At 63.0% G+C, this 18,985-nt stretch carries 19 protein-coding genes and 1 tRNA gene; 6 read left to right on the top strand and 14 right to left on the bottom strand.

Annotated features, from left to right (window positions below):
- Nucleotide 1: 1 nt before the first annotated feature.
- From ilvB to JYP50_RS18445, 5 genes are read right to left on the bottom strand one after another with little or no spacing between them, the layout of a single operon-like run.
- Nucleotides 2-1,855 carry a biosynthetic-type acetolactate synthase large subunit gene (ilvB, locus tag JYP50_RS18465; RefSeq protein WP_206562040.1) on the bottom strand — a complete coding sequence of 618 codons (1,854 nt, stop codon included), beginning with the start codon at nt 1,853-1,855 and terminating at the stop codon, nt 2-4.
- A 5-nt stretch (nt 1,856-1,860) separates the two neighbouring features.
- A complete protein-coding gene (locus JYP50_RS18460; RefSeq protein ID WP_206562039.1) occupies nt 1,861-2,952 on the bottom strand; it encodes a Glu/Leu/Phe/Val dehydrogenase dimerization domain-containing protein in 1,092 nt (363 codons plus the stop codon).
- A gap of 9 nt (nt 2,953-2,961) precedes the next feature.
- The gene (locus JYP50_RS18455) at nt 2,962-4,185 is read right to left on the bottom strand and encodes a dihydrolipoamide acetyltransferase family protein (protein ID WP_206562038.1); all 1,224 of its coding nucleotides are present in this window, start codon (nt 4,183-4,185) and stop codon (nt 2,962-2,964) included.
- A 10-nt stretch (nt 4,186-4,195) separates the two neighbouring features.
- Nucleotides 4,196-5,218: an alpha-ketoacid dehydrogenase subunit beta gene (locus JYP50_RS18450; RefSeq protein WP_206562037.1), complete on the bottom strand. Its 1,023-nt coding sequence runs from the start codon at nt 5,216-5,218 to the stop codon at nt 4,196-4,198.
- Nucleotides 5,215-6,480, bottom strand: a complete 1,266-nt coding sequence (locus JYP50_RS18445; RefSeq protein ID WP_206562036.1) for a thiamine pyrophosphate-dependent enzyme — start codon at nt 6,478-6,480, stop codon at nt 5,215-5,217. Before JYP50_RS18445 ends, JYP50_RS18450 begins: the two co-directional genes overlap by 4 nt.
- A gap of 261 nt (nt 6,481-6,741) precedes the next feature.
- Between JYP50_RS18445 and JYP50_RS18440 the strand changes: the two genes are divergently transcribed.
- Complete coding sequence (locus JYP50_RS18440) at nt 6,742-7,221, top strand: Lrp/AsnC family transcriptional regulator (protein WP_206562035.1); 480 nt, start codon at nt 6,742-6,744, stop codon at nt 7,219-7,221.
- Nucleotides 7,222-7,281: 60 nt separating this feature from the next.
- Here the strand turns inward: JYP50_RS18440 and JYP50_RS18435 are convergent, their stop codons facing one another.
- Together JYP50_RS18435 and JYP50_RS18430 are read right to left on the bottom strand one after the other, a co-directional pair.
- The gene (locus JYP50_RS18435) at nt 7,282-7,488 is read right to left on the bottom strand and encodes a hypothetical protein (protein ID WP_206562034.1); all 207 of its coding nucleotides are present in this window, start codon (nt 7,486-7,488) and stop codon (nt 7,282-7,284) included.
- Nucleotides 7,489-7,515: 27 nt separating this feature from the next.
- Complete coding sequence (locus JYP50_RS18430) at nt 7,516-7,944, bottom strand: MarR family winged helix-turn-helix transcriptional regulator (protein WP_206562033.1); 429 nt, start codon at nt 7,942-7,944, stop codon at nt 7,516-7,518.
- A gap of 92 nt (nt 7,945-8,036) precedes the next feature.
- Here JYP50_RS18430 and JYP50_RS18425 point away from each other — a divergent pair, with 92 nt between their 5' ends.
- The gene (locus JYP50_RS18425; protein WP_206562032.1) at nt 8,037-8,624 is read left to right on the top strand and encodes a class I SAM-dependent methyltransferase; all 588 of its coding nucleotides are present in this window, start codon (nt 8,037-8,039) and stop codon (nt 8,622-8,624) included.
- A gap of 131 nt (nt 8,625-8,755) precedes the next feature.
- On the opposite strand, the gene katG is transcribed toward JYP50_RS18425, so the two are convergent.
- Complete coding sequence (gene katG / locus JYP50_RS18420) at nt 8,756-10,930, bottom strand: catalase/peroxidase HPI (RefSeq protein WP_206562031.1); 2,175 nt, start codon at nt 10,928-10,930, stop codon at nt 8,756-8,758.
- 189 nt (nt 10,931-11,119) lie between these two features.
- Nucleotides 11,120-12,070 (bottom strand): M14 family metallopeptidase, encoded by a 951-nt coding sequence (locus JYP50_RS18415; protein WP_206562030.1) that lies wholly within the window; start codon nt 12,068-12,070, stop codon nt 11,120-11,122.
- Nucleotides 12,071-12,527: 457 nt separating this feature from the next.
- Between JYP50_RS18415 and JYP50_RS18410 the strand changes: the two genes are divergently transcribed.
- The 4 genes from JYP50_RS18410 to JYP50_RS18395 all read left to right on the top strand — a co-directional run bounded on the left by JYP50_RS18410 (nt 12,528) and on the right by JYP50_RS18395 (nt 15,762).
- Entirely contained in the window at nt 12,528-13,910 is a 1,383-nt protein-coding gene (locus JYP50_RS18410) for a diguanylate cyclase (RefSeq protein ID WP_206562029.1), read from the top strand.
- A gap of 138 nt (nt 13,911-14,048) precedes the next feature.
- Entirely contained in the window at nt 14,049-14,585 is a 537-nt protein-coding gene (locus tag JYP50_RS18405) for a DUF2058 domain-containing protein (protein WP_206562028.1), read from the top strand.
- Complete coding sequence (locus tag JYP50_RS18400; protein ID WP_206562027.1) at nt 14,579-15,160, top strand: DUF1415 family protein; 582 nt, start codon at nt 14,579-14,581, stop codon at nt 15,158-15,160. Before JYP50_RS18405 ends, JYP50_RS18400 begins: the two co-directional genes overlap by 7 nt.
- Nucleotides 15,161-15,312: 152 nt before the next feature.
- On the top strand, nt 15,313-15,762 hold the full coding sequence (locus JYP50_RS18395; protein ID WP_206562026.1) for an SRPBCC family protein: 450 nt from the start codon (nt 15,313-15,315) through the stop codon (nt 15,760-15,762).
- 98 nt (nt 15,763-15,860) lie between these two features.
- On the opposite strand, the gene JYP50_RS18390 is transcribed toward JYP50_RS18395, so the two are convergent.
- The 5 genes from JYP50_RS18390 to pal form a co-directional block, all read right to left on the bottom strand.
- Nucleotides 15,861-15,936 (bottom strand) — tRNA-Lys (locus JYP50_RS18390).
- Between the two features lie 110 nt (nt 15,937-16,046).
- Nucleotides 16,047-16,730 (bottom strand): 7-cyano-7-deazaguanine synthase QueC, encoded by a 684-nt coding sequence (gene queC, locus JYP50_RS18385; RefSeq protein ID WP_206562025.1) that lies wholly within the window; start codon nt 16,728-16,730, stop codon nt 16,047-16,049.
- Nucleotides 16,731-16,750: 20 nt separating this feature from the next.
- Nucleotides 16,751-17,443, bottom strand: a complete 693-nt coding sequence (queE, locus tag JYP50_RS18380; RefSeq protein ID WP_206562024.1) for a 7-carboxy-7-deazaguanine synthase QueE — start codon at nt 17,441-17,443, stop codon at nt 16,751-16,753.
- Between the two features lie 26 nt (nt 17,444-17,469).
- Nucleotides 17,470-18,402 (bottom strand): tol-pal system protein YbgF, encoded by a 933-nt coding sequence (ybgF, locus tag JYP50_RS18375; protein ID WP_206562023.1) that lies wholly within the window; start codon nt 18,400-18,402, stop codon nt 17,470-17,472.
- A 12-nt stretch (nt 18,403-18,414) separates the two neighbouring features.
- A complete protein-coding gene (pal, locus tag JYP50_RS18370) occupies nt 18,415-18,942 on the bottom strand; it encodes a peptidoglycan-associated lipoprotein Pal (protein WP_206562022.1) in 528 nt (175 codons plus the stop codon).
- Nucleotides 18,943-18,985 lie beyond the last annotated feature (43 nt).

Below are 18,985 nucleotides of genomic sequence, written 5' to 3'. Positions count from 1 at the left end.
GCTACACATTGGACCCCTGCTTGTCACGGGACACGCCGGCGAGATCGCTGTCGTTCATGATGATGTCGCGGTAGGTGCCGCCGGCGGGAATCATTGGATAGACGTTTTCCTCCGCCTCCACGATCAAATCCAGCAGATAGGGTTCGTCGGGGTCCGCCAGCAGGCGCGCAAAGGCCCCCGCCAGGTCTTCGCGCTTTTCAACCCGTTCCGCCTTCACGCCGTAGCCCTCGGCAATTTTCAGGAAGTTGGGGTAGATGTCGCCCTCACCCACCGCGCAGGGGTCCGACAGGTCCGAGCCGGACCGGTGTTTCTGGTAAATCATGTCCTGCCACTGGCGGACCATGCCCAGCCACTGATTGTTGATCACCACCACCTTCACGCCGACCCCGAAACGGTGGCAGGTCGCCAACTCGTGCACGGTCATGTTGAGCGAGCCGTCGCCGTCAATATCAATAACCTGCCGCTGTGGGCAGGCGACCTTGGCCCCAATGGCGGCGGGCAACCCATAGCCCATGGTACCGAAGCCGGAACTGGACAGGAAAGACCGAGGCCGGCGCGAGCGATAGTGCTGCATGGCCCACATTTGATGCTGCCCGACCCCCAAACTGACGATGGCGTCCCCACCCGTCATCTCACTCAAAAGTCTTATCGCTTCCTGGGGGCTGATTCCCCTGGTGGCCGGAACCGGATAGGGGTACTCGCGTTTAATACCCTGTAGATAGTCGAGCCAGGGCTGATGCTGTTTTGCCTGCACGCTGTCGTACAACTGCTGCAGCACGATACCCACCTCCGCGCGGACCGGCAGGGTGACCGTTTTGTTTTTATTGAGTTCGTTGCGGTCGATATCGACATGGATGATTTTCCCTTCGGGGATGAACGCGTCAACGTTGCCCGTGACCCGGTCGTCGAATCGCACCCCCAGCGCCAGTACCAAATCCGCCTCGTTGACGGCAACGTTGGCATACTTGGAGCCGTGCATTCCAAGGGTATCGAGAAAGAGCGCATGATCGGGGGGAAACACGCCATGCCCCATCAGCGTCGTGGTTACCGGGCATTGCAGTTTCTCCGCCAGCGCCAGCAGTAGCCCGGGCGTGTTACCCGCCATCATGCCCCCGCCGGCGTAAATCACCGGGCGCCGGGCTTCCGCGATCAGGCGGGCAGCCTCCTCCAGCTGGTTGGCCGTCATGCCGCCCGCGGCGGGCTCGGGAGACTCCACCACCGCCGGTATTCTGGGCTCCACGTAGCGGCCCTCGGGATCGCGGGGGTAATGCTGCTGGATGTCCTTGGGAATATCGATCAGGACCGGCCCCGGGCGATTGCCGCCCGCCAGCTCAAACGCCTCGCGGACCACTTCCGGAATATCGGTCACCTTGCGCACCAGGTAATTTTTCTTGGTCACCGGCCTGGTGATGCCGACAATATCCACCTCCTGAAACGCATTCTTGCCCAGCAGGTGGGAAGGCACATTGCCGGTGATTGCGACAATCGCGGTGGAGTCGCTGTTGGCATCGGCGATACCGGTCACCAGATTGGTCGCGCCCGGGCCCGAGGTCGCCAGGCATACGCCGACCCTGCCGGAGGCGCGGGCATACCCCTGCGCGGCATGCACCGCGCCCTGCTCGTGCTCTGTCCGGATACAGCGAATGCCGAACTCTCGAAGCACATCAAAGATCTCCAGGTTGGCGCCGCCCGGATACCCGAACAGGGTATCCACACCTTCCGCCTGCAAGGCCTTGGCAAGCAATTGCGCGCCGCGCAGGGCCCCCGCTCGCTGCTCCGGCTTCAGGTCCGTCAACAGGCCGCCAGTGACGGTACCCACGTTCTGGTAGGTAACATTGTCTTCGATGTGCTGCATGATCGTTATCCCGCTTCGCTCAGTGATGGTGCCGGACTTGAATTCGGGCGGGAAAAACGCTCTTCGGCGAGCTCGTCCGCCACACGGCACGTCGATCGGTTTTCCTCGCGTGCGCGCCGGAACACTTCCAGCAAGGTGTCGGCGGTGGATTCGACATGCTGGCGCACATCGTCGTAATTACCGCCACAGTGCTGGTAGTAGATATCGATGATACCACCGGCGTTGACCGCATAGTCCGGCACGTAAAGTATGCCGCGCCGATGGAGTTCATCGCCGTGCCCGGCCGAGGCCAGCTGGTTGTTCGCCGCCCCCGCAACGACTTTCGCGCGCAAGCCGGGCAAGGTCTGGTCGTTAATGGCGCCGCCCATGGCACAGGGGCTGAAGACATCGACATCCAGCGCGTGCACCTGATCGACCGGCACGGCGGTTACCCCGAGATCGTCGACGGCGCGATCGACATTGCCCGCGTGAATATCCGCGACGTGTACCTCCGCGCCCGCCTCCACCAACTGCCTGGCGAGATGGTAACCGACATTGCCAACACCCTGAACGGCGACCCGGACACCGGCAAGATCCCGCCTGCCCAGGTGAAAATCGACCGCCTTGCGCAAGCCGATAAACGTGCCGAAGGCGGTCGTGGGCGAGGGGTCGCCACCGTGCTCACTGACCGCCGAGATGCCCGCGGCATGGGCCGTGCGCTCGCGAATGACCTGCATATCGGGGACCGAAGTGCCCGAGTCCTCGGCGGTGATGTATTCACCCCCCAACGCATCGATAAATTTCCCCATGGCGAGGAACATCTCGCGGCTCTTGTCCTGGTGCGGATTGCCAATGATCACCGCCTTGCCGCCGCCCAGCGCCAGGCGGGCCAACGCCGACTTGTACGTCATGCCCCGAGACAGGCGCAGGACATCGCGAACGGCCTCCTCGCGGTCCGCATAGGGCCACATCCGGCAGCCGCCCAGGGCGGGGCCCAGATTGGTATTGTGGATGGCGATCAGGGCGTGCAGCCCCGATGCCCCGTCCCTGCACTCCACGACCCGTTCGTGCGCATCAAAGTCCGCGTACGCCCCTAGATCAAGCGATCTGATTTCCATGCCCTACTCCTAAACAAAAATGGCGCCCGGATGCTCGAGCGAAGCTTTGAGGGCCTGCACAAGCTGGGCCCCGTCGTAACCGTCCACGATACGGTGATCGAAGGATGCGCTGAGGTTCATCATGGTGCGCGCCACGATATTCCCGCCACGGACAACAGGCCGTTCCTGCATCTTGTTCACGCCAATGATTGTTGTCTCCGGCGCGTTGATGACCGGGGTGGTGGCGATACCGCCGATGGCTCCCAGGCTGGTAATGGTAATCGTCGAACCGCCGAGATCGGCGGGCGCCGCCTTGCCGTCACGCGCAAGCGCTGACACACGCCCGATTGCCGACGCCACCCGCCAGACATCCAGGCTTTCGCAATGCCTGACCACCGGCACCATCAGGCCGGCCTCCGTCATGGTGGCCACGCCCACGTGCACCGCGTCGAACTCGGTAAGCACCTGTTCCACGTCATCGAAACGCGCGTTGCAGTGCGGAAAGCGGGGCAGGATTTTCACCAGCGCCAACACCAAAAAAGGCAGCAGCGTCAGCTTCGCCTGCCCGTCTTCCCGCTCCGTGTTAAGGTGCTGCCGCAGGGCCTCGAGCTCCGTGACATCCACCTCCTCGATATAGGAGTAGTGAGGGATATTGCGCTTGGACTCCTGCATCTTCCGCGCAATCACCCGGCGCATGCCGCTGAGCCTGACCTCGCGCGTTGCCTGCCGGGACTCGCCCGGCCGCGAGGCCAATTCGCCACCAGCGGCCAGGAAGGCCTCGAAGTCGCGATGACTGATCCGCCCCTTCGGCCCGCTGCCCGGCACATCGGCCAGGTTGATGCCCGCTTCCCGCGCGCGCTTGCGCAGGGAGGGTGACGCCAGCACCTGCTGGAAGACCGGGTCCGTGGCCGGGAACGGTGTCGCACCTGCGTACTTCGCCGGGGGCGCCGCAATAGGGGCTTCCCCGCCTGGCTCGGGCCGGGCCGCGGTACCTTCCGCCCCGGGGCCATCACCGTCGATGTCAAAACACACCAGCTCGGCGCCCACCGCCAGCACCTCCCCCGCGGAGCAGCCCAGCGCCACAATGCGACCGGCAACGGGCGCGCTGACTTCCACGACGGCTTTATCGGTCTGTACATCCGCCAGGGGATCGTCCTCACAAACCATATCGCCGACACTGACATGCCAGGTAGATACCTCCGACTCGACAATACCTTCGCCGAGATCGGGCAACTTGAATGAATACACTCCCATCACCAGCTCCTCAATCACATGCCACGGCGCGCTTCAGCGCTTCGGAAATACGCTCCCGGCTGGGAAAGTACTCCCACTCGAACGCGTGCGGGTAGGGCGTGTCCCACCCCGTCACCCGCTCCACCGGCGCGCGCAGATGCCAGAAACAGGTTTCCTGCACCTCGGCCACCAGCTCGGCGCCGTAGCCGCTGGTACGTGTCGCTTCGTGAACCACCACGCAACGCCCGGTCTTCTGCACCGACGCCGCCACGCTCTCGACATCCAGCGGCAGCAGGGTGCGCAGGTCGAGCAACTCGGCGTCAACGCCGCTGTGCGCAATGGCCGCCTCGGCCACGTGAACCATGGTGCCGTAGGCCAGCACCGTGACATCCCGGCCTTCACGCACCACCCTGGCCTTGCCGAGCGGCACCGTGTAATGGCCCTCCGGAACCTCGCCATCGGCGTGCGTCGCCCAGGTGGACGGCCCTCCGTGGCTATTGTTGTGACCGTAAAACGGGCCGTTGTAGATACGCTTGGGCTCGAAAAACATCACCGGGTCGTCGTCCTCGATGGCGCTGATCAGCAAGCCCTTGGCGTCGTAGGGATTGGACGGCATGACCGTCTTCAGGCCGCAAACATGGGTAAAGATGCCTTCCGGGCTCTGCGAGTGAGTCTGCCCGCCACGGATACCTCCGCCGCTGGGGGCGCGCACGACCACCGGGGCCCAGAACTCGCCGCCGCTCCGGTGGCGCAAACGGGCCAGCTCCGAAATGATCTGGTCGATGGCCGGATAGATGTAATCGGCAAACTGCATCTCCACCACGGGACGCAAGCCGTTAACACCCATGCCGATCGCCGCCGCCACGATACCGCCCTCGGCGATCGGCGTATCCAGTGCGCGATGGGCGCCATATTTGTCGTAAAGCCCCTCGGTGCAGCGAAACACGCCGCCGAAGTAACCCACGTCCTGCCCCATCACCAACACCCCGGGGTCGCGCGCCATACTGCAGTCCAGGGCCGAGTTGATCGCCTGCACCATGCTCATTGTCGTCATGCCCGCTCCTCCACGATCGCCTGCTGCCGCTTGAGGTATGCGGGCATCTCCTTGAACACGTCCTCGAACATCGATGCCACCGGCCAGTGAGGCCCCTCCTCCAGCGTGCCCAGGGCAATCGCGGCCTTCCAGTCCGCGGCTACCGACGCCTTCAGTTCCTCTTCCAGCTCGGCGTGCTGCTGTTCGCTCCACTCACCCAACAGGATCAGGTGCTGCTTGAGGCGCGCGACCGGGTCCCCCAGCGGCCAGGCGGCGGCCTCGTCACTGGCGCGGTAACCGTCGGGGTTGTCACTGGTGGAGTGCCCGGCAACGCGATAGGTCAGGAGTTCGACAAAGGTGGGACCATGGCCATTCCTAGCACGAGCGGCGGCCCACTCGGTCACGGCGTACACCGCCAGGAAATCGTTGCCGTCCACACGCACGCTGGGAATGTTGAAACCCAGGCCGCGCGCGGCAAATGTGGTGCCGGTGGAAGCAAAGCTCTGCGGCGTGGAAATCGCCCACTGGTTGTTGACCACATTGAGCAGCACCGGCGCCTTGTAGGTCGAGGCAAACAGCATCGCGTTGTGCACATCCGCCTCGGCTGTGCTGCCGTCGCCGACCCAGGCCGAGGCGATGTGATCCTCACCCTTGTACGCCGAGGCCATGGCCCAGCCAACAGCCTGGCTATACTGCGTGGCCAGGTTGCCGGAAATGCTGAAAAAGTTGCCCTCCTTCCAGCTGTAAAACACCGGCATCTGGCGCCCCTTGAGATTGTCGCCGGCGTTGGAAATGCAGTGGCACATCATGTCCACCAACGGGCGGCCGCGGACAAACAGCAGGCCCTGCTGGCGATAGGTGGGAAACAGCATATCGCCGGCGTCCAGGGCCATCGCCTGGGCGACCGCGACGGCTTCCTCGCCAGTGCATTTCATGTAGAAAGACAGTTTTCCCTGGCGCTGCATGCGGAACATGCGATCGTCATAGGCACGCACGTGCAGCATATGGCGCAGGCCATCGCGCAACCGCGCGGGGCTCAAGGCCGGCGCCCAGGGACCGACGGCGGCGCCGTCGTCGTCCAGTACCCGCACCAGGCCGTGGGCCAGCTCAGCGGTGGCGGCCGGCGCCACATCGAACGCGGGCTTGTCCTGAGCGCCCGCCGCGGGAATCATCAGGGACTGGAAATCGGGGGGCTCCCCCGGGCGCGAAGAAGCCCGGGGCACGTGGAGCTTACTGGCATACGCCACGGGCGCGGCGTCGGTAGACGATACCGATGAATTCATATTGTTATCCCTGCAATCGCCCCGGCGCTTTTGACGGAGGGGCGGCCTGTTCCTGGCAGCGAACCCGGATGGGACCTGCTGCCTCCCGCCCGCCCGGGGATCGCCCGGGCCGGCACCTGCATTACTGTATTCAAAGCCGCGGATAAAATTTATGCAAAATGCTGCGCCAAAACCGATTTTTAAGTATTATTTATACTTATATTGACACCTTCGAGCATCAAAGCACGTGCATATCGAAATATCACGAATACAGGATGGGGTATGAAGCTGGATAAAACCGACCGCAAGATTCTGGCCCTGCTGCAACGGGACGCCAGCCTTTCCGCGTCGGACATCGCCGAGCGCGTCAACCTGTCGCAACCCCCCTGCTGGCGGCGCATCAAGCGCCTGGAGGAAGCGGGCGTGATCCAGCGCCGGGTCGCCCTGCTGGACCAGCGACTGCTGGGCCTGAACGTCACGGTTTTTGCCCGGGTCAAGCTCTCCGCGCACGGTAAAAAATCACTGCCCGAATTCGAGCAACAAATCGGCGACATTCCGGAAGTACTGGAGTGCCATACGGTGATGGGCGACTACGACTTCCTGCTGAAGATAGTCACCAGGGATATCGACGCCTATGAAGTGCTGTTCCGCACCAGGCTGTCACAGATGCCCACGGTGCAGGAGATACACTCAAACGCGGCGATATCGCGGATCAAAATCACCACCGAACTCCCACTGGAGGATGGTCAGCTGAAAACCTGACGATGGACGGGTGTCGATGTGCGGTATCGTTGATGCCGCACATCCGTAAAATTGGCGACATCAACTTGAAGTTCGCCCTACTGTCTCCCAGTCCTTGGTCATCGGGCCGATCGCCGCGATGAAAATACCAACAGCGATACTGAACACGCTGATCTGCAGATACAGGCTCCGCAATTCAGAGACATTATTGGGGTCGTAGCTTCCCGCCAAAGTCGCTCTCGCCACAGAGACGTTCAACGACTTTCCAGTCACTGCCAGCGCGGCCAAGATTTCTGCGCCAACGCTACGACTGGACTACTTGGCAGTCTCATCCCCGGCGAGGGTTTTTTGCAATAGCGCGATCGCGGCCTTGGCTTCCGACCTGGTCAGTTTTCCAAAGAATTCACGAACTATGCCGTCTTTAACCTTATCGATCTCGGCAACTGCCTGCAGGCCTTTATCGCTTATCGCCACAACATAGGCTCTTTTGTCCAGCTTGGATCGATAGCGTACAACATAGCCTTCGCTCTCAAGCCGCTTCAACGACCTGCCAGCGTTACTTCTGTCAATCGTCAGCATGGTCGACAAGCGATCTTGAGCGAGCTCTCTTTCCCCGCCAAGTATCGTCAGAATACGGGCTTCCGAGTGATTGAATCCTATCGCAGCAAGGTTGCGCTCGGCGGCGCGGTATCGGCGGTGAGCCAATACGCCTATGAGATCAAACAGCTCGTGGAAGGTGCTCATGATTGTATACCTTGACAGAATCAGTTCCGACCCAATAATATGCGTGCGCACGCACCTATATAGATGGATGACTTTCGATACTTGGTAATGACATGGTAACTGTTCTCGGCCCGATATTTTCTTCTATTTCTGCTGATGTCTCTCTCGCGCTGGAAGTTCTTGAGCTACCGCATGATGCGGCGCTTCTGGATGTTGGCACTGGCGATGGCTATTGTGCGATCGCCCTTGCATTGCAAGGCTATCAAGTCCTTACGGGTGAGCCGGAAACAGACCTGTCAGCCTACGCTGGAAAAAACTGGTCGTTAAATGCCGAAAAGGTTGGCGTACAGGAAAAGATTCAGTTCCAGGCCTTCGACGCCAGTAAAATGCCCTTCAGCTCGCAACAGTTTGACGCGGTATTTTTCTTTGGCGTATTGCACCATGTCGATGAAAATGATCGGGCGAGCGTTGTTCGCGAGGCGCTGCGTGTCACCGCCCGGAACGGCGCGGCGATCTTCTTTGAGCCGAAAAGCTCAATGTTGGAGAAAATATGGGCCGTGGACCCGGACCATCCCCTCCCCGCGGATCCGTCGAACTACCTTCCCGCTCGCCAACCGGCCGGGCAGCACATGACCGGAGAAATCATGGATATATCCATCTACCGCAACACATTGGAGCTCACGAATACACCCAGGCCGTGAACGCAGGTGGCGGGGGTTGCCGCCTGGCCGAGCCTGGCCAGGCCGAAGCGGCACTGCCGCATAATGTCGCCGGCTCCCCGGTGTGGGCAGCCGGCGAAGGGGCATCGCGCGGCTGAGCGATGCCGGCCCCGTCACGCCAGATCGAAACGATCGGCGTTCATCACCTTGGTCCAGGCGGCGGCGAAATCCGCCACGAACTTCCCTGCGCTATCGTCCTGGGCGTAGACCTCCGCGTAGGCGCGCAACACCGAGTTGGAACCGAACACCAGGTCCAGGCGGGTCGCGGTCCACTTGGCTTTGCCGCTCTCGCGGTCACGGATCTCGTAGAGACCATCGCCGCTCGGGTGCCAGCTGTTGGACATGTCGGTGAGATTCACGAAGAAATCGGTGCTCAGCTCGCCGACCCGGTCGGTGAACACCCCGTGACGAGTACCGCCGTGATTGGTGCCCAGCACGCGCATGCCGCCAACCAGCACGGTCATCTCCGGAGCGGTGAGGCCCATCAGCTGCGTGCGGTCGAGCATCAGCTCCTCGGGCGTCACCACGTAGTCCTTTTTCAACCAGTTGCGGTAGCCGTCGGCGAGGGGCTCCAACACCTCGAAGGACTCGGCATCGGTCATTGCATCGGAGGCGTCCCCGCGCCCTGGCGCAAAAGGCACCTCCACCGCGTGACCGGCCGCCCTCGCCGCCTGCTCGATACCGACATTGCCAGCCAGCACGATCACGTCCGCCACGCTGGCACCGGTATCGGCGGCAATGTTCTCCAACACACCGAGTACCCTGGCCAGGCGTTGAGGCTCGTTGCCCTCCCAGTCCCTCTGCGGCGCCAGGCGAATGCGCGCGCCATTGGCGCCACCGCGCATATCCGAGCCGCGGAAGGTGCGGGCGTTGTCCCAGGCGGTGGCGACCATGTCGCCTATCGCCAGACCGCTGTCCGCGATCCTGGCCTTGACCGCCGGCACATCGTAACTGGTACTGCCCGCGGGCACCGGATCCTGCCAGATTAAATCCTCCCGCGGCACGTCGGGGCCGATATATCGCGCCTTGGGACCCATGTCGCGGTGGGTGAGCTTGAACCAGGCCCGGGCAAAGACCTCCGAGAGGTAATCCGGATCCTTGTAAAAGCGTTCGGATATCTCGCGGTAAGCCGGATCCTTGATCATCGCCATATCGGCGTCGGTCATGATTGGCTTGCAACGGATCGAGGGATCCTCCACGTCAGCCGGCATATCCTCTTCCTTGATAGCCACCGGCTCCCACTGCCAGGCCCCCGCGGGGCTCTTGCGCGACTCCCACTCGTGGTTGAACAGCATGTGGAAGTAGCCGTTGTCCCAGCGGGTGGGGTGCGTGGTCCAGGCGCCCTCGATACCGCTGGTAATGGTGTCACGGCCAAGCCCCTTGCCGTTGGGGTTGCGCCAGCCCAGGCCCTGTTCCTCGACATCGGCGGCCTCCGGGTCCGGGCCCAGCAGGCTGGCGTCGCCATTGCCGTGGCACTTGCCCACGGTGTGACCGCCAGCGGTGAGGGCCACGGTTTCCTCGTCGTTCATCGCCATGCGCGCGAAGGTCTCGCGCACGTCCCGCGCGGTTTTCAGCGGGTCGGGCTTGCCGTCGACCCCCTCCGGATTGACGTAGATCAGGCCCATCATCACCGCCGCCAGGGGGTTTTCCAGGTCGCGCTCGCCCGAATAGCGGCTGTCGGGGTTGTCCGACGGCGCCAGCCACTCCTTCTCGGAGCCCCAGTAGGTGTCCTTCTCCGGGTGCCAGATGTCCTCGCGGCCAAAGGCGAAACCGTAGGTTTTCAAGCCCATGGACTCATAGGCAACGGTGCCGGCCAGGATGATCAGGTCCGCCCAGCTCAGCCGGTTGCCGTACTTCTTCTTGATCGGCCACAGCAGGCGCCGGGCCTTGTCCAGGCTTACATTGTCGGGCCAGCTGTTGAGCGGCGCGAAGCGCTGGTTACCGGTGCCGCCGCCACCGCGGCCATCGGCGACCCGGTAGCTGCCGGCGGCATGCCAGGACAGGCGAATCATCAGGCCGCCGTAGTGGCCCCAGTCCGCCGGCCACCAGCTCTGGCTGTCGGTCATCAGCGCGTGCAGGTCTTTCTTCAGCGCGTCGAAATCGAGCCTGCTCACCGCCTCGCGGTAGTCGAACCCGTCCCCCAGTGGGTTGGTCTTGCTATCGTGTTGGTGCAGGATGTCCAGATTCAGGCTGTCCGGCCACCAGTCCATATTGGAACGCCCGGTGGAGGTCACGCCACCGTGCATGACCGGACATTTGCCGCCACTGTTTTGACCCTTTGTTTCCATGGTGCACTCCCTCGTATCGATGCCATTGCCGGTCAGTAGCAATCGGACCAACCGCTACTGACCGGGACAACCGCCTCGTGGAACGGACCGCCCCCACGTGGCATGTCTTACAACCTAGACCAGGCCCGGGAGTAAGGAAAATTGATTGTGTCGATGCATGCGATTGAAATTACCGAACCATGCGCCGGCTCACCGTAGGGGAGTTGTTTCACCGCCGGACCCGGACACCGCCAACACGTAATCCAGGGCCCCGGTAACCGCCGCGACCTGGGCGCGAATACAATTTTCCCCGTCTACCCGCTCGCTGTCCGGGTAAACCTCGGTGGTGGTGCGATACGGCGCCTCCGTGAGCCCCATGCACAACCCCAGTTCCCGGGCCTGGTAGTTGATAACGCCGTGCTGCTGCAGGGGCTCGCCGATCAGGCGGTTACCGGCATCGGCGGGTGCGATATGGGTGACTTTCTCCACCGCGGCGACCACCGCGCGCTGGAATTCCGGCGCGGGACAGGACGTGTCGCCCACCAGGTAGAAACCGTCGGGAATATCCCACACCGCCATTTCAATACCGTCACGCGCCGCGAGGGCCGGGCGGAATTCGGAATTGTCGGTGTCGGTGGTTTCGTGCAAATCCACGTGCACCTGGAATTCGCAATCCAGCGATTCCAGCAACGCCATCAGCGCCGCCGCCTCGGGCGACGCGCTGTCGGCGTAAAAGGAACGGTTGGGATCGACGGCACCGGGATTCCAGCGGTTGATCGTTTCATAGCCCCAGGGACTGATGGCCGGCACCACCAACAGGTTAAAATGCTCACCGTAGCGCTCGGCCTCGGTCTGCAGGAAGCGCAGCGCGCCCTGCACACCGCTGGTTTCATAGCCGTGAACCCCTCCCGTCACCAGCACACAGGGCTTCGCCGCCGTCCAGTCGCGGCTGCGCGCGGCGAACAGGGGATAGCGCTCGGGATCGATGGGCAGCACGCCGTACTGCACCAGGTCAAAACGCTCCGCCAGCGGTTGCAGCTGCGCCAGCACCTCCCCGGCATACGGGCGCTGTACCCGCTGGCGCGCATACCACTCTTGCTTCTCACTCTCACCCCAGGGCGTGCCCGGTGTGCCGACGGGGTAGTTCTGTTGGTTGGACATGAAATTCTCCAGGCAAGTGGCCTCGGGGTTGCCCCCGGCCATTCAACGATAGGTGACGATTCGCGGCCATTCTGCGCGATTTGACGGCAAAAGTCCGCTGCCGGAACTCCGAAGGCGCCGCAATCCGCTCGCGTCGACAGATATTGTCGAGGCCGCGGCCAAAACCACACGTTCCGCCAACCGACAAGACAGTCACTGCAGGAATCTTTAGAATACACACGCGGCCAACGGCATAGCGCGTTCAGTGGCCAAACAAGCGAATCCTCCGCCCCGTCCCCACGAGCCGTAGCGCAAGATAACGGCGGACATCCACCGCGCCAAACCCGGTCTTCAGGAATGGTTTATCGGGCGCCGGCTAATCGACAGACCGGCACCGCGAGGGGTTTGGCATGATCGCTTCAAGATCACACCGCGCGCCTTGTCCACGGCCGCAAATCAGCAGAAATTTGGAATCCAGATGCCCGAACATACGCCAATTGCAGAGTTAACCACCGAGTGGAAGGAGTACTTTTCCGGCTTTTCCGCAGGCACCCACGACTTGGTGAGGGAATTGGCCGGGCGGCACTGCGAGGCGCTGGCAACGGTGTTTTACGAGAAAATGCTCGAAAACGCCACCGCCCAGGCCTTCCTTTCCCACGACCAGGTGCGCGAGCGATTGCACGCTTCCATGCAACAGTGGATCCTGGCGATTTTCAACTGCCAGGGCGAAAAGGAGATCGGGGAAGCCATTACCCACCAGGTGACCATCGGCCAGGTCCACGCCCGCATATCGGTGCCGGTGCATCTTGTATTGCGCGGCTCCCGCCACCTGAAAGACGCCTTTATCAGCCACATCGGCGCCAGCCCCCGCACTACACCGGAGGAAAAAAGCGCCGCCATCAGGCTTGCGGTGGGCACCATCGACCTGGCCATGGAGGTGATGAGCCACGCCTACTCCACTTTCCACGACCGCAATTCCAAGGCAAAGGAAGGCTACCGCCTGTTCTCCCTCACCCAGAACATCGCCAGCGAGCGCGAGCGCCAGCGCAGCTCCCTTCTAGACTGGGAGAACCAACTGATGTTCGGGCACGCCGTTGGCCTGGGAGAACACCAGATTACCGATATTCGCGCATCCGAGTTCGGCCTCTGGTTCAGCCACAAGGGCGCCCATGCCTTTGAGGGCACCTCGGAAGTGAATACCATCCTCGATACCATGGACCGCATCGACACCGCACTGCTACCGGCGCTGCTCGCCGCCCGGGACGACCGCGATACCTACATCGCCCGGCTGCGCGAACTGCGCGACCAGGTGCGCGCCGTCACCTACCATCTCGATCGCCTGTTCGAGCAGAACAACGAGCTGGAATCCGGCCGCGACGTACTGACCCGGCTGCTGAACCGCAAATTTTTGCCCGTGGTGCTCACCCGCCAGGTCGCCCACTGCAACCGCCACGGCCAGCAGTTCGCGCTGCTTGCGATTGACGTGGATCATTTCAAGCAGATCAACGATACCCACGGCCACGAAGCCGGCGACGCGGTGCTCCAGCAGCTGGCCGTTTTGCTGATCAATCAATGCCGGGGCGGCGACTACCTGTTCCGCCTCGGCGGCGAGGAATTCCTGGTGTTGATGGTCGATATCGACGGCAAGAGCGCGGCGCACCGGGCGGAGGAACTCCGTGAAGCCATTGCCCGCGAGTCCTTTAGCGCCGGGACCGACGGACACCTGAGGGTAACCGTGAGTATCGGCCTGGCGCTCTTTGACGGCCACCCCGATTACCAGCGGCAATTGAGCCGCGCGGACGATGCGCTGTACCGGGCCAAGAACGGCGGCCGCAACCAGGTGGCGATTGATGGCGGCTAGTGCACCGCGGGTTGGCAATCGGCCGTCGGGGAGGGCGCGGAGCCAGGCGAGGGTACAGGGTGCCATTGTTCGACGATTCGGTTTAAAGTCCCCGTTTGAATGGCCTCCGGCCCCCTCCCCCAGATTGGTTCAGGACTCATGAGCTCACTTCAAGACCAGTTACTGAAAGCCGGCCTGATCGACGGCAAAAAGGCCAAGCAGGCCGACAAGGAAAAGCGCAAACAGCGGCGTATTGCCAAGAGTAGCGGCGAGCAGGTCGAGGATGCGACCAAGGTGGCCGTCGCCCGTGCCCGCGCCGAGAAAGCCGAGCGCGACCGCGCGCTCAACGCCGAGCGCGACGCGGCCGCCCAGCAGAAGGCGATCGCGGCGCAAATACAGCAGTTGGTGGCCTGCAACAAGCAGCCCAAGGGTAACGGCGACATCGCCTATAACTTCGTCTTCGAGCGGAAAATCAAAAAACTCTACGTCACCCAGACCGTCCACGAACACCTGGCCACCGGCAAGTTGATGATCGTCCATAGCCAGGGACAGTTTGAGTTGGTACCTCGGGTGATTGCCGAGAAAATCGCCGAACGGGATCCCAACGCCGTGATCCAGCCCCCCCAGGACAGCGGCCCCGTCGACGAAGACGACCCCTACGCCGACTACCAGATCCCGGACGACCTGATGTGGTAGACCACCAGCGGCGGGACCGGATCACGGCCGAGGTCGACCGCTGGCTCAACGCGGTGGTGCTGGGCCTGAACCTCTGCCCCTTCGCGCGCAAGCCCGTGGACGGCGGGCAGGTGCGGGTGAGCGTCAGTACCGCCCGCGGCGCCGAGGCCCTGTTGTCGGATTTGCTCTCCGAGCTGCAACACCTCGACAGCCAGCCGCCGGCGACCACCGAGACCACGCTCCTGGTGATCCCCGATTACCTGCCGGACTTTCTCGATTTCAACCAATTCCTCGATCTGGCGGAGGCGCTGCTGGAACAGTACGGGTACGCGGGCGTTTACCAACTGGCCACGTTCCACCCCCACTACCAGTTCGCCGGCACCGATGCCGGCGATGCCGAAAACCTGACCAACCGCGCGCCCTATCCCATCCTGCACCTGCTCCGCGAGGCCAGTATCGAAGGGGCCCTGGCGGGCCACCCCGACCCGGAGGGCATTCCGGCGGCGAATATTCGCCGCGTGGAGGCACTTACCCCACAGCAAATACGCGCGCTCTTTCCTTATCTCGATCCCGCCTATTGCCCCCCTTCGCGCTGACGTATATGGCATTCCGGGTAGCACGTCCTGCTTCCGGAGGGCGCCGGACCCGATCCTCCTGTCGGAAAACCGCGGACGAGTGTCGATTTGTGACAACGCCGGCCGACCAATGAATGAGCACAACAACTGCGATCTACGAAAGAGGATACCCCATGCCGCACAGCATCGAACTTCATCGCGTACTGCAAACCACGCCGGAGCGCGTCTACAAGGCCTTCCTGGACCCGGAAGCGCTCGTCAAGTGGCTGCCACCCAATGGCTTCACCGGCAAAGTCCACCAGCTGGATGCTCGCGAGGGGGGCAAGCACAGGATGTCGTTTACCAACTTCGGCACCTGCTCCAGCCATGCCTTCGGCGGCGAGTACCTGGAACTGGTGCCGGGGCAGCGAATACGCTACACCGACGAATTCGATGACCCCGGCCTCCCCGGATCGATGCAGGTTACCGTCGAGATACGGGCGGTGGCTGTGGGTGCCGAGTTACGTGTTCGCCAGGAGGGCGTACCCGACGTCATCCCCGCGGAGGCCTGCTACCTGGGTTGGCAGGAGTCACTGGCGTTATTGGCGAAACTGGTGGAGGCGGATATTCCCGACGAGACCTGAACGCTATTGAGCCAGGGAAGTCGTCACTGGGAAAGGTAGGTATCAAAAAAAAAGCCCCGCAGAGCGGAGCTTTAAAGAAACGGTTTCAAACCGGAATATGGTGGGCCGTGATGGGCTCGAACCATCGACCAATTGGTTAAAAGCCAACTGCTCTACCAACTGAGCTAACGGCCCTGAAAGGGGACGTGCCGGGTAAACCTGAAGGCTCACCGCGAACGAGGTGCGTATAGTACTGATTCAGCGGCAAAAAACAAGCCATTTCCGCCGCGGACGGGCAATTTTTTTTACCCCGCCGTGTAGCGCGTGGGATCGGGGACCCCGGCGTCGACAAAACCCTGCCGCCGCAGGCGGCAGCTGTCGCAGCGGCCGCAGGCCAGGCCCTCCCCTGTGGCCTGGTAGCAGGACACGGTCAGGCTGTAATCCACCCCCAGGGCAATGCCGGCGCGGATGATCTCGCCCTTGCCCATATCCATCAGGGGCGCGTGGATGCGCAGGTTATGCCCCTCCACCCCCGCGCGGGTGGCGAGGTTGGCCATGGCCTCGTAGGCGGCGATGTAGGCGGGGCGACAGTCCGGGTAGCCCGAGTAGTCCACGGCGTTGACACCGATGAAGATATCGTCGGCGCCCAGCACTTCAGCCCAACCCAGGGCGATGGATAAAAACACCGTGTTGCGGGCCGGCACGTAGGTTACCGGAATACCGCTGGTTTCCTCCTCCGGCACGGCGATGCCGGTATCGGTTAGCGCCGACCCGCCAATGCTGTCGAGGTTCAACTTGACCACCTTGTGCTCGACGTCGCCCAGGGAGGCCGACACCCGCTCCGCCGCGAGCAGTTCCGCCCGATGGCGCTGACCGTAGTCGAAACTCAGGGTATAGCAGTCAAAGCCCTGCTTCCGGGCCATGGCCAGCACCGTGGTGGAGTCCAGGCCACCGGAGACGAGGATGACCGCGCGTTTGTTATCAGCCATAGTGCTTCCAGGAAACCTTGCTAGTGCCCGGGGGCGTCATCCCACAGGTATTTGTGCAGCTGCAGCTGCATGCGCACCGGCAGGTTGTCCTCAAGAATCCACTCCGCCAACTGACGACCGGGCAGCGCGCCATGGCTGGGGGAAAACAGGACGTCGGAAACCCGGCCCGCCAGGGTGTACTCGTCGAGCTTGAAGCGCGCCCACTCGAAATCGGCGCGGTCGCAAATCACGAACTTCACCTGGTCGCGGGGCGTCAACAGCGGAATATTGCCGTAGTCGTTGCGGTGCATCTCGGCGGACGCGGGGGTTTTCAGGTCCAGCACCTTGACCACCCGCGGGTCCACCCCGGCCACGGTCATGGCGCCGCTGGTCTCCAGGGAAACCTCGTAGCCGGCATCGCACAAGTGGCTGAGCAGGGGCAGGCAGTTGGGCTGGGCCAGGGGCTCGCCGCCGGTCACGGTGACATAGCGGGGCCGGTAGGCGGCCACCCGCTCGAGAATGCGCTCCAGCGCCATCATCTCGCCGCCGCTAAAGGCGTAGGCCGTATCGCAGTATTCGCAGCGCAGCGGGCAACCGGTCAGGCGCACAAACACGGTGGGCAGGCCCACGGTGCGGGCCTCGCCCTGCAGGGAGTAGAAAATTTCGGTGATGCGCAGGGCCGCCCCCGTGGTGTCGGGGGCGGTATCCTCGCCGTGCTGCAGCGGCTTGTTCATAGCGGGCTTACTGACCTACTGACGCCTCAGTAGTTCTCGTCGATAAATTCCTGGGCCAGCCTGGCGGCGGCGCTGTTGCTGCCACCATAGTCGCGAACCACCCGGTCGAGGTACTCGCGGGCGCGGTCGCGGTTGCCCTTCATGAAGTGTACCCGACCCAGCTTGTACATGGCGTCCGGCACCTTGGCGTTGTCGGGGTACTCGTCCAGCAGCAGGGTAAAGGCCTGCCGCGAGGACTCGAGGTCCACCGGCTGCACCACCAGGTACAACTCGCCAAGCCAATAGTGGGCGTTGGGGGCGAAACGGCCTGAGGGGTACTGGCGCAAAAACTGGTTGAAGGCGGCCACGGCCTGGTCGAATTGCTGCGTGCGCACCAGGTCGTAGGCGGCCTGGTAGGCCGCGGCCTCGCCGGGCTGGGCGCTGACATCGGCGGCCCCGATGGTGGACGAGGAATCGCCACCTGCCGTAGCGACCGAGGCGCCACTGGAGGCAGGAACCTCGCCACCGGTGGTCAGGGCACTGACCCGGCGGTCGAGATCGACATAGCGCTCCAGGCTTTGTTCTTTCAAGGTCCGCAGCTCGTGGGCCTGCTCCTCGACCTTGCCGTTAAGGCGCATGACTTCCTGCTGCAATTGCTGCACCTGCAGCAATAGCTGGCCCACATTGCTGCCGCCGGACACCCCTTGCGAGGGGACCGGGGCCGCGGCGCCGCCCTGGTCAAAGCCACCGCCAGCCGGACCGCTGTTCGCGCCGTAACTGGTGGCCGGATAGGACTGCGCGGGCTTCACGCCGTAGGGGTCCCGCGGCGCCTGCTGCTGCGGCTGCCCACGCTGCTCCTGCTCGGCACGGCGCTCGGCCTCCACATCGATGTAGTCCTGGGCCTGGGCCACAAGGCAGAACGGGCTGGCCACCAGGGCCAGCCCGCTCAGGACCAGGGATTTGGCAATGCGCTTGCGCATGGGCTCCCCGGCTTACTTCAGTACCACACGGCGGTTCTGGGACCAGTTGGCCTCGCCGGAACCGTAGGCCTCGGGCTGTTCCTCGCCGTAGCTCACCGTCTCGATGCGGTAGCTGGCGATGCCATTGACCACCATGTAGTCGCGCACGGAGTTGGCGCGGCGCTCACCCAGGGCGAGGTTGTACTCGCGGGTACCGCGCTCGTCGGTGTGGCCCTCGAGGCGCACGCTCTTGTCGCTGGTCTTGAGCAGTGCGATGTGCTTGTCCAGGGCCGCCTGGGCCTCGGGCTTCAGCGTGGAGCTGTCGAACTCGAAGTAGAAGATGTTACCCACGCGTTCGGCTTCATCTTCCAGCATGCGCTGTTGCCGCTGCTCCTCGGCGATGCGGGCCTCATCGGCTTGCTGGGCCTCAATCCGCGCCCGCTCCGCCGCGGCTTCCGCCGCGGAGGTATCCTCCTGGGTATCGGTGCTGCCACAGGCGGCCAGGAATGCCGCGGTGAACAACAGCGTGAGCGCCTTGCCGGCAACTGTTACGTGTTTCATAGTCCCATCCTTAAGCGTTTTTTGTAGTCAATGATCAAAGTTA

Origin of the sequence: Parahaliea mediterranea, assembly GCF_017255185.1 — a bacterium.
Taxonomy (GTDB): Bacteria; Pseudomonadota; Gammaproteobacteria; order Pseudomonadales; family Halieaceae; genus JAFKCZ01.
This window is presented reverse-complemented; position numbering and strand designations above follow the sequence as displayed.

Excerpts from the sequence above, each read along its gene's own strand:
- JYP50_RS18425 (WP_206562032.1), top strand. The coding sequence starts at position 8,037 with ATGGTAACTGTTCTCGGCCCGATATTTTCTTCTATTTCTGCTGATGTC.
- JYP50_RS18440 (WP_206562035.1), top strand. The coding sequence starts at position 6,742 with ATGAAGCTGGATAAAACCGACCGCAAGATTCTGGCCCTGCTGCAACGG.
- JYP50_RS18445 (WP_206562036.1), bottom strand. The coding sequence starts at position 6,480 with ATGAATTCATCGGTATCGTCTACCGACGCCGCGCCCGTGGCGTATGCC.
- ybgF (WP_206562023.1), bottom strand. The coding sequence starts at position 18,402 with ATGCGCAAGCGCATTGCCAAATCCCTGGTCCTGAGCGGGCTGGCCCTG.
- JYP50_RS18450 (WP_206562037.1), bottom strand. The coding sequence starts at position 5,218 with ATGACGACAATGAGCATGGTGCAGGCGATCAACTCGGCCCTGGACTGC.
- JYP50_RS18410 (WP_206562029.1), top strand. The coding sequence starts at position 12,528 with ATGCCCGAACATACGCCAATTGCAGAGTTAACCACCGAGTGGAAGGAG.
- JYP50_RS18415 (WP_206562030.1), bottom strand. The coding sequence starts at position 12,070 with ATGTCCAACCAACAGAACTACCCCGTCGGCACACCGGGCACGCCCTGG.
- katG (WP_206562031.1), bottom strand. The coding sequence starts at position 10,930 with ATGGAAACAAAGGGTCAAAACAGTGGCGGCAAATGTCCGGTCATGCAC.
- JYP50_RS18460 (WP_206562039.1), bottom strand. The coding sequence starts at position 2,952 with ATGGAAATCAGATCGCTTGATCTAGGGGCGTACGCGGACTTTGATGCG.
- ilvB (WP_206562040.1), bottom strand. The coding sequence starts at position 1,855 with ATGCAGCACATCGAAGACAATGTTACCTACCAGAACGTGGGTACCGTC.
- JYP50_RS18430 (WP_206562033.1), bottom strand. The coding sequence starts at position 7,944 with ATGAGCACCTTCCACGAGCTGTTTGATCTCATAGGCGTATTGGCTCAC.
- queE (WP_206562024.1), bottom strand. The coding sequence starts at position 17,443 with ATGAACAAGCCGCTGCAGCACGGCGAGGATACCGCCCCCGACACCACG.
- JYP50_RS18405 (WP_206562028.1), top strand. The coding sequence starts at position 14,049 with ATGAGCTCACTTCAAGACCAGTTACTGAAAGCCGGCCTGATCGACGGC.
- pal (WP_206562022.1), bottom strand. The coding sequence starts at position 18,942 with ATGAAACACGTAACAGTTGCCGGCAAGGCGCTCACGCTGTTGTTCACC.
- JYP50_RS18395 (WP_206562026.1), top strand. The coding sequence starts at position 15,313 with ATGCCGCACAGCATCGAACTTCATCGCGTACTGCAAACCACGCCGGAG.
- queC (WP_206562025.1), bottom strand. The coding sequence starts at position 16,730 with ATGGCTGATAACAAACGCGCGGTCATCCTCGTCTCCGGTGGCCTGGAC.
- JYP50_RS18455 (WP_206562038.1), bottom strand. The coding sequence starts at position 4,185 with ATGGGAGTGTATTCATTCAAGTTGCCCGATCTCGGCGAAGGTATTGTC.